At 66.4% G+C, this 14426-nt stretch carries 12 protein-coding genes; 5 read left to right on the forward strand and 7 right to left on the reverse strand.

Annotation, left to right across the window (positions count from 1 at the left end):
• Positions 1-8: 8 nt before the first annotated feature.
• From glyS to SRAA_RS09165, 5 genes are all read right to left on the reverse strand, one after another.
• On the reverse strand, positions 9-2255 hold the full coding sequence (gene glyS / locus SRAA_RS09145; RefSeq protein ID WP_045532279.1) for a glycine--tRNA ligase subunit beta: 2247 nt from the start codon (positions 2253-2255) through the stop codon (positions 9-11).
• Positions 2256-2300: 45 nt separating this feature from the next.
• Entirely contained in the window at positions 2301-3293 is a 993-nt protein-coding gene (glyQ, locus tag SRAA_RS09150) for a glycine--tRNA ligase subunit alpha (protein ID WP_045533627.1), read from the reverse strand.
• A 71-nt stretch (positions 3294-3364) separates the two neighbouring features.
• Positions 3365-5020: an apolipoprotein N-acyltransferase gene (lnt, locus tag SRAA_RS09155; RefSeq protein ID WP_045532282.1), complete on the reverse strand. Its 1656-nt coding sequence runs from the start codon at positions 5018-5020 to the stop codon at positions 3365-3367.
• Positions 5020-5886 carry an HlyC/CorC family transporter gene (locus SRAA_RS09160; RefSeq protein ID WP_045532284.1) on the reverse strand — a complete coding sequence of 289 codons (867 nt, stop codon included), beginning with the start codon at positions 5884-5886 and terminating at the stop codon, positions 5020-5022. Before SRAA_RS09160 ends, lnt begins: the two co-directional genes overlap by 1 nt.
• Positions 5887-5912: 26 nt before the next feature.
• Positions 5913-6569 carry a GNAT family N-acetyltransferase gene (locus tag SRAA_RS09165; protein ID WP_045532286.1) on the reverse strand — a complete coding sequence of 219 codons (657 nt, stop codon included), beginning with the start codon at positions 6567-6569 and terminating at the stop codon, positions 5913-5915.
• A 201-nt stretch (positions 6570-6770) separates the two neighbouring features.
• On the opposite strand from SRAA_RS09165, the gene SRAA_RS09170 reads away from it, so the two are divergent.
• Both SRAA_RS09170 and SRAA_RS09175 read left to right on the forward strand, forming a co-directional pair.
• Positions 6771-8450, forward strand: a complete 1680-nt coding sequence (locus SRAA_RS09170) for an AMP-binding protein (protein ID WP_045532288.1) — start codon at positions 6771-6773, stop codon at positions 8448-8450.
• On the forward strand, positions 8447-9403 hold the full coding sequence (locus SRAA_RS09175; RefSeq protein ID WP_045532290.1) for an MBL fold metallo-hydrolase: 957 nt from the start codon (positions 8447-8449) through the stop codon (positions 9401-9403). The genes SRAA_RS09170 and SRAA_RS09175 overlap by 4 nt, the downstream gene beginning before the upstream one ends.
• 155 nt (positions 9404-9558) lie before the next feature.
• Here SRAA_RS09175 and argC read toward each other — a convergent pair whose 3' ends face one another.
• Positions 9559-10479 (reverse strand): N-acetyl-gamma-glutamyl-phosphate reductase, encoded by a 921-nt coding sequence (gene argC, locus SRAA_RS09180; protein WP_045532292.1) that lies wholly within the window; start codon positions 10477-10479, stop codon positions 9559-9561.
• 232 nt (positions 10480-10711) lie between these two features.
• Between argC and sucC the strand changes: the two genes are divergently transcribed.
• The 3 genes from sucC to SRAA_RS09195 are packed head-to-tail and all read left to right on the forward strand — an operon-like array spanning position 10712 to position 13502.
• Positions 10712-11887: an ADP-forming succinate--CoA ligase subunit beta gene (gene sucC / locus SRAA_RS09185; RefSeq protein ID WP_045532294.1), complete on the forward strand. Its 1176-nt coding sequence runs from the start codon at positions 10712-10714 to the stop codon at positions 11885-11887.
• Positions 11888-11905: 18 nt separating this feature from the next.
• Entirely contained in the window at positions 11906-12799 is an 894-nt protein-coding gene (sucD, locus tag SRAA_RS09190; protein WP_045532296.1) for a succinate--CoA ligase subunit alpha, read from the forward strand.
• A gap of 52 nt (positions 12800-12851) precedes the next feature.
• Positions 12852-13502: an FHA domain-containing protein gene (locus SRAA_RS09195; RefSeq protein ID WP_045532298.1), complete on the forward strand. Its 651-nt coding sequence runs from the start codon at positions 12852-12854 to the stop codon at positions 13500-13502.
• A gap of 37 nt (positions 13503-13539) precedes the next feature.
• Here the strand turns inward: SRAA_RS09195 and pyrF are convergent, their stop codons facing one another.
• Positions 13540-14394, reverse strand: a complete 855-nt coding sequence (gene pyrF, locus SRAA_RS09200) for an orotidine-5'-phosphate decarboxylase (RefSeq protein WP_045532300.1) — start codon at positions 14392-14394, stop codon at positions 13540-13542.
• Positions 14395-14426: the final 32 nt, after the last annotated feature.

The raw sequence follows: 14426 nt of genomic DNA on the forward strand, positions 1-14426 counted from the left end.
CAAGGTGTTCAAGTGGCTGACCCGGTGCCGGCCGCAGGGGCCAAGCGCGCCAGCTCGGCGACCCGGTTCATGGCCTGGTGCAGCGTGCCCAACAGCGCCAGCCGGTTGGTGCGCACCGCCGCGTCCTCGGCGTTGACCAGCACGGATTCGAAAAACGCATCCACCGGCGCTCGCAGTGCCGCCAGCCCGAGCAAGTGCGCACGGTAGTCGCCCGCCTCAAACTGGGCCTGGGTCTGGGGCAGTGTGGCTTGCAGCGCGGCGTAGAGGGCTTTTTCGGCCGCTTCGAGCAGCAGCTGCGGCTGCACGGCGGCCTCGCCCGCCCAAGCCATTCCCGCAGACCCCGCAGCTGGCGCCGATTTTTTCAGGATGTTGCCGATGCGCTTGTTGGCCGCCGCCAGCGCCGCCGCTTCGGGCAGCGCGGCAAAGGCGCGCACCGCTTCTAGGCGGCGCGGCACCTCGGCCAGCCGCGGCGGGCGCAGCGCCAGCACGGCATCCACCTCCTGGGTGCCAAAGCCCTGCTCGCGCAAGCTGCCTGCTAGGCGCTCATAGACGAAATCGCTCAGCGCCGCGCTCGGGTCGGCGATCCGATCGCCAAACACCGGCTGCGCCAGCGCCAGCAAGTCGGGCCAGTCCAGCGGCAAATCTTTCTCAAGCAACATGCGCAACACCCCGAGGGCATGGCGGCGCAGCGCATACGGGTCTTTGTCGCCGGTGGGCAGGCTGCCGATGCCAAACAGCCCCACCAGGGTTTCGAGCTTGTCGGCCAGCGCCACGCACACGCCGACCAGGCTGCGCGGCAACGCGTCGCCGGCAAAGCGCGGCTTGTAATGGTCTTCGATGGCCTGGGCCACCGGCTCGCCCAGACCATCGTGCAAGGCGTAGTAGCGCCCCATGGTGCCTTGCAGCTCGGGGAATTCGCCCACCATGTCGGTCAGCAAATCGGCCTTGGCCAGCAAGGCGGCCTGCTCGACCTGGCGCAGCAGCGCCGCATCGCCCAAGCCCTGGTCGCCCAGGCGCTGCGCGATGGCGCAGGCAATGGTGCGCACGCGCTCCACGCGCTCGCCTTGGCTGCCGAGCCGGTTGTGATAAACCACCTTGGCCAGCCCCAGCAGGCGCGATTCGAGCGAGCGCTTGCGGTCTTGGTCGTAAAAGAAGCGGGCATCGGCCAGGCGCGGGCGCACCACGCGCTCGTTGCCGCCAATCACCGCGCTCGGGTCGGCGGGGCAGATGTTGCTCACCACCAGAAAGCGCGGCATCAGCTTGCCTTCGGCGTCGAGCAGGGCGAAATACTTTTGGTTCGCCTTCATGGTCAGGATCAGGCACTCTTGCGGCACGGCCAAAAATTCGGGCTCGAACTGGCACACCAGCACGTGCGGCCGCTCCACCAAGGCCGTGACTTCCTGCACCAGGGGGTCGTCCAGCAGGCGCTGCACCCGCTCCGGCTCGCTCAAGCCCTGCCAGCCCTGCTCCACCTCCAGCCGCGCCCCCAGACCAGACGCGGCCTGGCGCAACTGGCGCACCAGCTCCAGACTGCGCTCGGCGTAGCTGGCGATCACCGCGCCTTGTTCGCGCAGCGTGGCGGCATAGCCGTCGGCAGCGGCCAGTGGCAGCGGGTCCAGCGCCGCCTCGAAGCGGTGCCCGCGGGTGTGGCGGCCCGCGCGCAGGCCCAGCGCGCTCACGGCAAGCACCTCGGTGCCATGCAGCGCCACCAGGCCATGTGCCGGGCGCACGAACTGCACGCTGCTCCAGCCGGGTACAAAGTTGGCCATGCCGCCATCGGTTTCGGGCTGATAGCTCATCACCTTGGGGATAGGCAGCTTGGCAATGGCTTCGTCCAGCGCCTTTTGCAGGCCGGTCGCAAGGCCCGCACCGGGCTGCACGCTGTCGAAAAACAGGGCTTCGGCCTTGCCATCGAGGGCGCGGCGCAAGCCGGGCACGGCCGCTGCATCGGCCCCCAAAGCGGCTAGGCGCTTGAGCAGCGCGGGCGTGGGCGCACCGCTGGCATCCAGCCCCACGCTCACCGGCATGAGCTTTTGCGACACGGCCCGGTCGGGCGCGCGCTCGGCCACACCGCTGATGTGCGCCGCCAGGCGCCGCGGCGAGGCAAAGGGCGTGACTTGCGCATCGGCATCCGCCAAGCCCTGGGCCTGGAGCTGCTCGGCCAGCACACCGGCAAAGGCCTCGCCCAGCTTTTTGAGCGCCTTGGGCGGCAGCTCTTCGACAAACAGTTCGACGAGTAGGTTATTCTTAGGCATACAGGGTGTTCATTTCAAGGCCAGGACCGCAAGCCCCGAGCCGCATCAGGCGGCCTGTTTGGTGGGCATCTGCGCCACCCACTCGCGCGGAGCCATGGGGAAGCCCAGCCGTTCGCGGCTCTCGTAGTAGCTCTGCGCCACGCTGCGCGCCAGGTTGCGGATGCGCCCGATGTAGGCGGCGCGCTCGGTCACGCTGATGGCCCCGCGCGCATCGAGCAGGTTGAAGCTGTGCGCGCATTTGAGCACCTGCTCGTAGGCCGGCAGGGCGAGCTGGCTGCGCATCAGGTGCTGGGCCTGGCGCTCGTGCGCGGCAAAGGCGCTGAACAAAAACTCGGCGTCGGCGTGCTCGAAGTTGTAGGCGCTTTGCTCCTGCTCGTTTTGCAGATAGACGTCGCCATAAAGGATCTTGCCCCCACGCTCGCCCGCTGCGCGGGTGTCGCTGCCCCCCGAGGGGGCTGGGTCAGCTTGGGAGCGGCCCGGCGCTGACCCGGTGTCGGTCCAGACCAAGTCGTACACGCTTTCCACCCCTTGCAGGTACATCGCCAGCCGCTCCAGCCCGTAGGTGATCTCGCCGGTGATGGGCTTGCAGTCGATGCCGCCCACTTGCTGGAAGTAGGTGAACTGCGTCACCTCCATGCCGTTGAGCCACACTTCCCAGCCTAGGCCCCAGGCGCCCAGGGTCGGGTTTTCCCAGTCGTCTTCGACGAAGCGGATGTCGTTTTGCTTCAAGTCAAAACCCAGCGCCTGCAAGGAGCCCAGATAGAGCTCCAGAATGTTGGCCGGGGCCGGCTTGAGCACCACCTGGTACTGGTAGTAGTGCTGCAAGCGGTTCGGGTTTTGGCCGTAACGCCCATCCTTGGGGCGCCGGCTCGGCTGCACATAAGCCGCTTTCCAAGGCTCGGGGCCGAGGGCGCGCAAAAACGTGGCGGTGTGGCTGGTGCCGGCCCCCACTTCCATGTCGTAGGGTTGCAGCAGCGCGCAGCCTTGGGCGTCCCAATAGGCTTGCAGTTTGAGGATGATTTGTTGAAATGTGAGCATGGCAGGCAAATGGGCTAGGCCGGCGGGGCTGCAGCCACCGCGCAGCGTGCGCAACCGTTCATTCTAGCGGGCTAGGGTTTTGCGCCCGACGTGCGCCGCCAGCACAGCGCCAGCACCAATGCGGCCAAGCCCACCAGCGGCCACAAACCCCAGTGGGCGGCCCAGCGCGCAAAGGGTGTCAGGCCGGTGCGGCCTTCGACCCTGAGGTCGAGCGCGCCGCGCGTCAGGCGCGGAAACTCGGCCAGCACCCGCCCCAAGTGGTCGATGCCCGCGGTGGAGCCGGTGTTGGTGGCGCGCACCATCGGCCGCTGCAACTCGAGCGCGCGCAGGCGCGCGATCTGGCGGTGCTGGTCGATCGCCACCGTGTCGCCAAACCAGCCAATGTTGCTCACATTGACCAGCACCGTCGGGGTTAGGCCGGGAATGCGAAAGGCCGCCGCCAGTTCTTCGCCAAACAGGTCTTCGTAGCAGATGTTGGGGCCGAAGCGCTGCCCAGCCCATTCCATCGGCGCCTGCCCCAAGGTGCCGGGGCGGTACGCGCCCAGTGGTATCTGCATCATGTCGATGAACCACTGAAAAAACGGTGGCACGAACTCGCCAAAGGGCACCAGATGGTATTTGTCGTAGCGGTATTGCTGCAGCGTGGGGGTCCAGCCCAGCACCGAATTGGTGTAGCCCTCGCGCCAATCGCCCACCGGGATACCAATCATCACCGCCGACTGGCTGCGCTCGATGCGGCCCAAGAAGGCCTCCCACCAGAGCGGGTCGATCTCTTGCGGCAACAGCGGGATGGCGGTTTCTGGCAACACCACCAAGCCCGGCTGGCCGGCTGCGTCGAGCCGATCGAGGGCCAGCGCGGTCTGCTCCTTGTACCACTGCAGCGCGAACGGAATGCCCACATGGGGCTCGAACTTTCTATCCTGCGCCACATTGCCTTGCAGCAGCACCACGGGCAAGCTGCCGGTGCTGCTGGTCCACAAGGGTGCGCGCTGCGCCAGCCAGTTGCCCATGGCGGGCCACACCAGCAGCGGCAACCATAAAGCCAGCAGCAGCAGCAAGGGCCACGCCAAGCGGCCGCCGCTCAGGCTGCGCGCCGACACCAGCCCCCCGGTTTGGGGCCAATTCCTGGGCGCCGTGCCGCGCTGCAACCAGGCCGCCGCCATGCCCGCCGCCAGCGCCGCCGCCAACGCGCCCATGCCGTAGACCCCGACCCAAGGCGCCAAAGCGGCCATTGAATCAACATGGGCGTAACCGATCGCGCCCCACGGAAATCCGGTCAGCAAGGTGCCGCGCGCCACTTCGGCCAATGTCCACAAGGCCGCAAAACTCAGCGCCTGCACCAGCGGCGTGGCATGGCGCCAGCGCCAAAACAGGGCGCCCGCGGCGGCGTAGTACAAGGCCAGAAAGGCCGCCAGCAGCCCGACCGCTGCCGCCGCCAGCGGCCCCGCCATGCCGCCGTAGGTGTTCATCGAGACGAACAACCACCAAAAGCTGCCGCACAACCACGCCAGCGCAAACAGCCATGTGCGCCAAGCGGCCCGGCGCCAACTGGGTGCGTGGGAAATGGCCAGCACCAGCACGCCCAAGGCCAGCCACTGCAGCAGCGGCATCGGCTCGCCGGCGTGCAAACCCAAACCGGCCAGCGCCAGCGTCTGGAACGGCCACGCCAGCGCCAGCGCTTGCACAAAGCCCGCCAGCAGCAGGGCCAGCGACCAGGCGCCGCGCATCACGGCGCCCCCTCTTGGCGCGTGACCTTGAACCAGATCACCGCCCCGCCGCGGGTGTGCTGAGCACGAAACAGCAAGCCCCCCAAGGCATGGCTTTCGCCGCGCTTGGGCACGTGGCCCAGCTCGTGTGCGACCAGGCCGCCGATGGTCTCGAAGCCGTCCAGCGCCAGCTCCACCCCAAAGCGCTCGTTGAGGCGTTCGATCGAGGTGTCGCCATTGATGCGCCAAGACCCATCGGCCAGTGTGAAGATGTCGCCCTCGTCTTCTTCCACGTCGAACTCGTCTTCGATCTCGCCCACGATTTCCTCCAGCACGTCTTCGATCGTGATCAGCCCGGCGACGCGGCCAAACTCATCGATCACGATTGCCAAGTGGTTGCGGTTGCCGCGAAACTCGCGCAGCAAGTCGTTGAGCCCCTTGCTTTCGGGCACGAACGTGGCCGGGCGCAGCAAGGCGCGCAGATTCAGCTCGGGGGCGCGCTGCAATTTGAGCAAATCCTTGGCCATCAGGATGCCGATGATCTGGTCGCGCTCGCCCTCAAAGACCGGAAAGCGCGAATGGGCGGTTGAGATCACGGTGTTGAGCAACTCGTTAAAGGGGGCGTGGATGTCGAGCACGTCCATGCGCGGGGCCGCCACCATCACCTCACCGGCCGTCATGTCGGCGATGCGAATCACGCCTTCGAGCATGGCGCGCGACTCGGCGTTGATGATGGCGTTGTCCTCGGCCTCGGACAAGGATTTGATCAGCTCATCCTTGGAGTCAGGACCGGGGTTAAGAAATTCCACCAGCCGCTTAAAAAAACCGCGCTGGTCCACATGCCGCAGCCGACGCTGCGGCGATCTACTGGGGGAAGGTTCGGCCACGAAGGTGCACGGTAGTTGAGCAACCCCTAGGATACAACAGTGCGTTGACGCGCCAGAGCGCGCCAGACCCAACGGCGCAAGCGGTAGTGGCCGTTTTTGAGCGCGTAATGCCCGCGCGCCACACTATCTTGCCACCATTGGCTCAGGCTGGAGCGGAAATCGGCCGGTGGCAGCACCAGGTGCGCCTCGCTCTCGCCGCCCTCGCGCTGCACGCTGGCCCCGGCCTTGCGGGCAATGGCCAGCATGGGCGCGTTTTCGCTCAAGGTATGAATGACGAGTTGCGCCACCCCTTCGTTGCGGGCGTGGCGCATGGCATGGGCAAACAAACGCGCCCCGTAGCCGCGCCCGCGTGCCGTAGCGGCCACGCTGACCCCAAACTCGGCGGCTTGCTCTTGGCGGCTGCGCACCATGTAAGCCAGATGCGCCATTGCGATCAGGCGCATGCGCCAATTGAAAATCCCAAACACCTCGTCGCGCTCAAAGCGCAAGCCCTCGACGTAGCGCCGAATGTGCGCATCGTTTGCGGCATAGCCAAAACGCAGGTAACGATCGTGCTCGCCCAAAGCCAGCAGGTGCCGCAAAATGGCCGGCCGATGCGCCGCCCGCAGCACCGCAATGGGCACACCGACGCGGCCATGCAAGGCGGCACGGATCGGATTGCGGGATGGCTCAATGGGGTTCATGGCCTGACTATAAGGGTTTTCCCTTATTTTTGCAGGCCGGATGTGGCCAAACCCACCCAAACGGACTGGGTTTTGCCACACCTGTTGCGGGCGCGACACCATCCAAGGGCTTGCCCTGAGTCGGATGCGGCCACAAACGGCCACAATCAAAACCGATTTGCGCTCCTGCCCCCGATTCCTCATTTGTTGCATTCACCCCCCATGGAAAAAATCTGGCTCCAGAGCTACCCACCCGGTGTGCCGCACGAGATCGATACGTCTCAGTATCGCTGCCTCAACGAACTGTTCGACGCCTCGTTTCGCGAGCATGCCCAGCGCCCGGTCACGGTCTGCATGGAGCGCTGGATGAGCTACGCCCAGCTCGACTGCAAGAGCCAGGCGCTGGGGGCTTATTTGCAGTCACTGGGCTTGTCGGAAAACGCAAGGGTGGCGATCATGCTGCCCAACCTGCCGCAGTTTCCCATCACCATGACGGGGGTGTTGCGCGCAGGCTACACCTGCGTCAATGTGAACCCGCTCTACACCGCGCGCGAGCTCGAGCACCAGCTCAACGACTCGGGGGCCGAAGCCATCGTCATTTTGGAAAACTTCGCCCACGTGCTCGAAGAAGTGATCGAACGCACGCAGGTCAAGCACGTGGTGGTGGCCAGCATGGGCGAGCTGCTCGGCTTCTGGTATGGGCGCTGGCTTACTTTTGCGGTGCGGCATCTGGCCAAAATGGTGCCGCGCTACCGCCTGCCGCTGCACGGGCGCACCATCGTGCCGTTCAAACAGGCGCTGCAACGCGGCCACAGCCTGAGCTTGAAAAAGCCCACGCTCTCGCACGATTCCATCGCCTTTTTGCAATACACCGGCGGCACCACCGGGCTCTCCAAAGGGGCCATCCTCACCCACGGCAACGTGATCGCCGCCACCTTGCAGGCCGAAGCCTGGTTCACCCCGGCGCTGGACAAGCTCGGCGACGTGAGCCGCGCCAACCACATCATGGCGCTGCCGCTGTACCACATCTTTGCCCTCACCCTGATGCTGCTGGTGCTGCGCCACGGCTCGCACGCCACCCTGATCCCCAATCCGCGCGACATCCCCAAGTTCATCGAGGTGCTCAAGAGCCGCCCGTTTCACTTCCTGCCCGCCGTCAACACGCTGTTCAACGGCCTGCTCAACCACCCGCGCTTCAAACAGGTGGATTGCTCCAACCTGGTGCTGTCGCAGGCCGGCGGCATGGCGGCCTCGGAGGCCACGGCGCGCCAGTGGAAGGCGGTCACCAAAAGCCCGATGATCGAGGGCTGGGGCATGAGCGAGACCTGCGCCATCGGCACCAACAACCCGGTCACCAGCACCGAATTCACCGGCAGCATCGGGCTGCCGCTGCCCAGCATCGACATCGCCATCAAAGACGACGCGGGCCGCGACCTGGACTTGGGCAGCCCGGGCGAGATCTGCATCCGTGGCCCCAACGTAACGCCCGGCTACTACCAAAAATCCGAAGAAAACGCCAAGGTCTTCACCGCCGACGGCTACATGCGCACCGGCGACGTGGGCATCATGGACGCGCGCGGCTTCATCCGCATCGTCGATCGCAAGAAAGACATGGTGATCGTTTCGGGCTTCAACGTCTATCCAGCCGAGCTCGACCAGGTGATCGGCCTGTGCCCGGGCGTGCTCGAGTGCGCCAGCGTGGGCGTGCCCGACGAGCGCACCGGCGAGGCGATCAAGGTCTATGTGGTGCGCAGCGACCCGACCCTGAGCGAAGAGGCGCTGCTGCGCTTCTGCCACGACCAGCTCACCGGCTACAAGCGCCCCAAATACGTCGAATTCCGCGACGAACTGCCCAAAAGCAATGTGGGCAAAATTTTGCGCCGCGAACTGCGCCAAAAATGAGCCTGCCCCCTGCCCTGCCGCCGGGCGTGCGCGTGTTCGAGCGCGGTTGGCTCTCGTCCAACTGCGTGTTGCTCGACGGCCTCGACGGCTCCAACGGCGGCGCGGCGCTGATCGACAGCGGCTACGCCAGCCACGCCGACCAGACCGTGGCCCTGCTGGAGCAGGCGCTGCCAGGCCGAGCGCTGCGGCACCTGCTCAACACCCATTTGCACAGCGACCACTGTGGCGGCAACGCCGCCGTGCAGGCGCGCTTTCCCGGTGTGCAAACCTGGATTCCGCCGGGGCAGGCCGAGGCCGCCCGGGTCTGGGACGAAGACGCCCTGAGCTTTCGCGCCACCGGCCAGCGCTGCCCACGCTTTGCTTTCGATGCGCTGCTGCACCCCGGCCATACGCTGGCGCTGGGCGGGCTTGAGTGGCAGTTGCACGCCGCCCCTGGGCACGACCCGCACGCGCTGCTGCTGTACCAGCCGCAGCAGCGGGTCTTGATCAGCGGCGACGCGCTGTGGCCGAACGGCTTTGGCGTGGTGTTCCCAGAGCTCGACGGCGAACCCGGCTTTGCCGAAGTGGCGGCCACGCTCGATTGCATCGAAGCGCTCAGCCCCCACTGGGTGATCCCCGGCCACGGCGCCGTGATCGCCGGTGCGGCGGCGGTGGCGCAGGCGCTGGCGCGCGCGCGCAGCCGGCTGGCGCAGTTTGCCAGCAGCCCCGAGCGGCACCGCGAGTACGCCATCAAGGTGCTGCTCAAGTTCCGGCTGCTCGAGTGGCAGCGCATCGGGCTGGCCGACTTTTTGGCTTGGGCCGAAGGCACGCCCTATTTGCTGCAGTTGCACCAGCGGCATGGCGCGGGGCAACCGCTGCGCGCTTGGGTGCAGCAGCGCATCGAGGCCTTGGTGCAAAGCCAAGCGGCGCGGCTGGAACCCGGCCCCGGCGGCCCTTGGCTGCTCGACGCCTGAGGGGTTGCGGCTGCAAGCCGTGGCGCAGCGGCAAGCCGGTGCGCACGTCGATGCGATGCGCCGCCTGCAACAGCTGCATGCGCAGGGTGTGCCAATGCGCCATCATCTGCTGCTGGCTGGAGTCTTGGTTGATGGGCCTGCACGGCCGCCACTCCTTAAAGGCCCAGCATCAATCGCACGTTTTGAACCGCCGCACCGCTGGCGCCTTTGCCCAGATTGTCTAACCGCGCCACCAGCAGCGCTTGGCGCCGCGACTCGTTGCCAAACACGCGCAGTTCCATGCTATCACGGCCGGCCAGCGCCACGGCGTCGAGCTTGCCCTCGGGGTTCGGGCCCTGCACCGTCACCAGCGCGCTGCCCGCGTAGTGGGCGCGCAGCGCCTGCTCCAAGTCGGCGGCGCGCACCTGGCCCGGCAGCTGGTCGAGGTGCAGCGGCAGTTGCACCAGCATGCCTTGGGCAAAGTTGCCCACCGATGGCACAAACAGCGGCCGCCGCGTCAGGCCGGTGCAGGCCATGATTTCGGGCAAGTGCTTGTGCTCCAGACCAAGCGCGTAGAGCTCGAAAGCGGGAGCTTGGCCCGCCTCGTAGGCCTCGATCATCGGGCGCCCGCCGCCGCTGTAGCCGCTCACGCTGGGCAGGCACAGCGGGAAGTCGGGCGGCATCAGCCCGGCGTCGATCAAGGGCCGGATGAGCGCAATCGCCCCAGTGGCATAGCAGCCGGGGTTGCTCACGCGCTCGGCGCGCCGAATCGCCTCGGCCTGCCCTAGGCAGAGCTCGGCAAAGCCATAGACCCAGCCCGGTGCCACCCGGTGCGCGGTGGAGGCGTCGATCACCCGCGCAGCACGGCCGGTTTCGGCCTTGAGCGCATCGAGCATGGCCACCGATTCGCGCGCCGCATCGTCGTGCAGGCACAAAATCACCAGATCGGCCTGCGCCATCAGGGCGCGCTTGGCCTGCGCGTCTTTGCGCTGCTCGGGTGCGATGCTCAGCAGTTCGATGGCCGGCAGGTGCGCCAGCCGCTGGCGGATTTGCAAGCCGGTGGTACCGGCCTCGCCGTCAATGAAAAGCTTGGGCATGGGCGTTGAATCTCCAACTTGATCGATTGCCACTATTGTGCGCCAAAGAGGGTGCCCAGACCGCACGCCACTGGCCGCCCGTGCAGGGCAGCTGATCGCCGCACTCCAGGCCCAGCGGCTGCCAAACCGGTGCGCCGTCAGTTTCGCATCAGCTTGGGCGCGGGGCAGCGTGATAAAGTGCGGGCTTCGTGTGCCTGTGTGCGAGTCGCACCCAATTTAGAGAGCGCTTTTCATGAAAATTCACGAGTATCAAGGCAAGGATATCTTGCGTCAGTTCGGCCTGCCAGCGCCGCGTGGCATCCCTGCCTTTACGGTGCAGGAAGCGGTGGAAGCGGCGCAAAAACTCGGTGGCCCGGTGTGGGTCGTCAAGGCCCAGATCCACGCCGGCGGGCGCGGCAAGGGCGGCGGCGTCAAGGTTGCCAAGAGTGTGGAGCAAGTGCGTGAGCTGGCCGAGCAGATTCTGGGCATGCAGCTCGTCACGCACCAAACCGGCCCCGCTGGTCAAAAAGTGCGCCGCCTCTACATCGAAGACGGCGCCGACATCCAAAAAGAATACTACCTCTCGCTGGTGACCGACCGCGGCACCCAGAAAGTGGCCTTCATCGCCTCCAGCGAAGGCGGCATGGACATCGAAGAAGTCGCGCATGCGACACCCGAGAAAATCGTCAAGGTGTTCGTCGATCCGCTGGCTGGCCTCACCCCAGAGCAAGGCGCGCAACTGGCGCAGGGCATAGGCATGCCAGCCGACTCCACGGCGCAGTTCATCGACATCTGCCAGCGCCTGTACCGCTGCTACATGGAGACCGACGCCTCGCTGGTCGAGATCAACCCGCTCAACCGCAACGGCAAAGGGCAACTGATCTGCCTCGACGCCAAGTTCAACTTCGACGCCAACGCGCTGTTTCGGCACCCCGAAATCGTCGCCCTGCGCGACCTCGACGAAGAAGACCCAGCCGAAATCGAAGCCTCCAAATTCGACTTGGCCTACATCAGCCTCGACGGCAACATCGGCTGCCTCGTCAACGGCGCCGGGCTGGCCATGTCCACCATGGACACGATCAAGCTCTTTGGCGCCGAGCCGGCCAACTTCCTCGATGTGGGCGGCGGCGCCACCCCCGAGAAAGTCACCGAAGCCTTCAAGATCATGCTCAAAAACGATCGCGTAAAAGCGATTTTGGTCAACATCTTTGGCGGCATCATGAAGTGCGACACCATCGCCACGGGCGTGATCACCGCCTGCCGCGCCGTGAACCTGAACGTGCCGCTGGTGGTGCGCATGAAGGGCACCAACGAGGAGCTGGGCAAGAAAATGCTGGCCGAATCGGGCCTGCCGATCATCAGCGCCGACACCATGGCCGAAGCGGCGCAAAAAGTCGTCGCCGCCGTGCAGCCCTCCGCCACCGCCTAAGCAGACCAGGACCCCATCATGAGCATTCTGATCAACCAAGACACCAAGGTCATCACCCAGGGCATCACGGGCAAAACCGGCCAGTTCCACACCGAGAAGTGCCAAGAATACGCCAATGGCAAAAACTGCTTCGTCGCCGGCGTCAACCCCAAAAAGGCCGGCGAGCGCATTTTCAACATCCCGATCTACGCCAGCGTCAAAGAAGCGGCCACGCAGACCGGAGCCACCGTGTCGGTGATCTACGTGCCGCCAGCCGGCGCCGCCGACGCGATCTGGGAAGCCGTGGAGGCCGACCTCGACCTAGCGATCTGCATCACCGAAGGCATTCCGGTGCGCGACATGCTGATGCTGCGCAACAAAATGAAAGCCAAGGTCGCCGCCGGCGGCAAGGAAACCCTGCTGCTGGGCCCCAACTGCCCGGGCCTGATCACGCCCGAAGAAATCAAGATCGGCATCATGCCCGGCCACATCCACCGCAAGGGCCGCATCGGCGTGGTGAGCCGCTCCGGCACCCTGACCTACGAGGCGGTGGCGCAACTGACCGAGATCGGCTTGGGCCAATCGTCGGCGGTGGGCATTGGGGGCGACCCGATCAACGGCCTCAAGCACATCGACGTGATGCGCCTGTTCAACGACGACCCCGACACCGACGCCGTGATCATGATCGGTGAGATCGGCGGCCCCGACGAGGCCGAGGCGGCGCTGTGGTGCAAGGCCAACATGAAAAAGCCGGTGGTGGGATTCATCGCCGGTGTCACCGCCCCAGCAGGCAAGCGCATGGGCCACGCCGGTGCCCTGATCGCCGGTGGTGCCGACACCGCCGACGCCAAGCTGGCCATCATGGAAGAATGCGGCTTCACCATCACGCGCAACCCCTCCGAAATGGCGCGCCTGCTCAAGCGCCTGCTCTGAGCCTTCGAGGGTCGCAGCCCAGCCTCAGCAGCCTCTTGGCACCCTGCAGATCATGCCTTCGCTGCTGATCACGCTGGACGGTGCGGCTGCGCAGGAGGTGGGGCTGCTGCACCCGCGCACCACGCTGGGCCGGCGCACCTACAACGACATCGTGGTCGACCACTTGGCCGTCAGCGGTGAGCACGCCCTGTTCGTGCTGCACCCGGACGGCGTGGAGCTGATCGACCTGCACAGCACCAACGGCACCTACGTCAATGGTCGGTCCATCGATGCGCTGCGCATCGGGCCCGCCGACCTGATCGAAATCGGGCGCTGCCAAATCCGCTTGGTCGAGGGCGATCCGGTGGCGCAGCCCCTCCAGTCGGCTGCTGCCGAGGTCCGCCCAACGCCACCGACCGCCGCTCGCGCCCCTTCCGACGATGCGGCACCAGCCACTGGACCCATCGCGCGGGCGCGGCTGCGGCTGCTGGGCACCGCCGCCGCCGGCAAAGAAATGGCCCTGCTAAAACCCCATACCACCGTGGGCAAACCGGGGGTGGCCGTGGCCGCCATCGCGCGCAACGCCAGCGGCTACACCTTGGCCCGGGTGGAAGGGTCGGCGGTGCTGCTCAACGGCGCACCCGTGACCGAGGCCCCGGTGGCGCTGGCGCACCTGGACCAGATCGTGGTTGCGGGTATCGAATTGCAGTTTTTGCTGGACTAAAAAAACCAAGCCCGGGCGCTTTGGGCAAGCTCAGGCTTCAAGCGGGCGCGCCAAGGGGCCGTGCAGCCTGCAACAGCGCGCGCGTGCGCTCGGCTTCGCGCCGCGCCGCTTGGGCAAAGTCGGCACCGGCACTGGCGTATAAAATCGCGCGCGAGGAATTCACGGCAATCAGCGCCTCGGTCTGCTGCGCGCTACCACGCCAGCCGGCGCGCACGGTCGCGTTGGCGTCGCCTCCCTGCGCCCCCACGCCGGGTATGAGCAGCGGCAGGGTGGGGGCCAGGGCGCGCACGCGCTCGATCTCCTGCGGGTAGGTGGCGCCCACCACCAGCCCGAGCTGGCCGCTCAGGTTCCAAGGCCCCTGCGCCAGCCGGGCGATGTGCTCGTACAGCAGCGGCTGCCCCGGCACGCTGGCCAGGCGCTGGTTTTGCAGATCGTCGCCGCCGGGGTTGCTGGTGCGGCAGAGCAGAAAAACGCCCTTGCCGGGGTATTGCAGATAGGGCTGGATGGAGTCGAAGCCCATGAAGGGCGAGAGCGTGACCGCATCGGCCCCGTAGCGCTCGAAGGCTTCGCGCGCGTACTGCTCGGCGGTGCTGCCGATGTCGCCGCGCTTGGCGTCCAGAATGATGGGCACGTGTGGCGCTGCCACGCGGATGTGCGCCAGCAGGTGCTCGAGCTGGTCTTCGGCGCGGTGGGCAGCAAAGTAGGCGATCTGCGGCTTAAAGGCCAGCGCCAGATCGGCCGTGGCATCGACGATGGCGGCGCAAAAATCGTAAATGCGCGCCGGGTCGTTGCGCCAGGGGTGCGGGAAGCGCGCCGGGTCTGGGTCCAGGCCCACGCACAGCAGCGACTGGTGACGGCGCTCGGCCGCATGCAGCATCTCGACGAAGTTCATGGGCCCGATTGTAGGCTGGGCATCTGCTACGC

This window comes from Serpentinimonas raichei (assembly GCF_000828895.1).
GTDB classification, from domain to species: Bacteria; Pseudomonadota; Gammaproteobacteria; order Burkholderiales; family Burkholderiaceae_C; genus Serpentinimonas; species Serpentinimonas raichei.

Excerpts from the sequence above, each read along its gene's own strand:
- pyrF (WP_045532300.1), bottom strand. The coding sequence starts at position 14,394 with ATGAACTTCGTCGAGATGCTGCATGCGGCCGAGCGCCGTCACCAGTCG.
- lnt (WP_045532282.1), bottom strand. The coding sequence starts at position 5,020 with ATGCGCGGCGCCTGGTCGCTGGCCCTGCTGCTGGCGGGCTTTGTGCAA.
- SRAA_RS09175 (WP_045532290.1), top strand. The coding sequence starts at position 8,447 with ATGAGCCTGCCCCCTGCCCTGCCGCCGGGCGTGCGCGTGTTCGAGCGC.
- argC (WP_045532292.1), bottom strand. The coding sequence starts at position 10,479 with ATGCCCAAGCTTTTCATTGACGGCGAGGCCGGTACCACCGGCTTGCAA.
- glyS (WP_045532279.1), bottom strand. The coding sequence starts at position 2,255 with ATGCCTAAGAATAACCTACTCGTCGAACTGTTTGTCGAAGAGCTGCCG.
- sucD (WP_045532296.1), top strand. The coding sequence starts at position 11,906 with ATGAGCATTCTGATCAACCAAGACACCAAGGTCATCACCCAGGGCATC.
- sucC (WP_045532294.1), top strand. The coding sequence starts at position 10,712 with ATGAAAATTCACGAGTATCAAGGCAAGGATATCTTGCGTCAGTTCGGC.
- SRAA_RS09165 (WP_045532286.1), bottom strand. The coding sequence starts at position 6,569 with ATGAACCCCATTGAGCCATCCCGCAATCCGATCCGTGCCGCCTTGCAT.
- glyQ (WP_045533627.1), bottom strand. The coding sequence starts at position 3,293 with ATGCTCACATTTCAACAAATCATCCTCAAACTGCAAGCCTATTGGGAC.
- SRAA_RS09170 (WP_045532288.1), top strand. The coding sequence starts at position 6,771 with ATGGAAAAAATCTGGCTCCAGAGCTACCCACCCGGTGTGCCGCACGAG.
- SRAA_RS09195 (WP_045532298.1), top strand. The coding sequence starts at position 12,852 with ATGCCTTCGCTGCTGATCACGCTGGACGGTGCGGCTGCGCAGGAGGTG.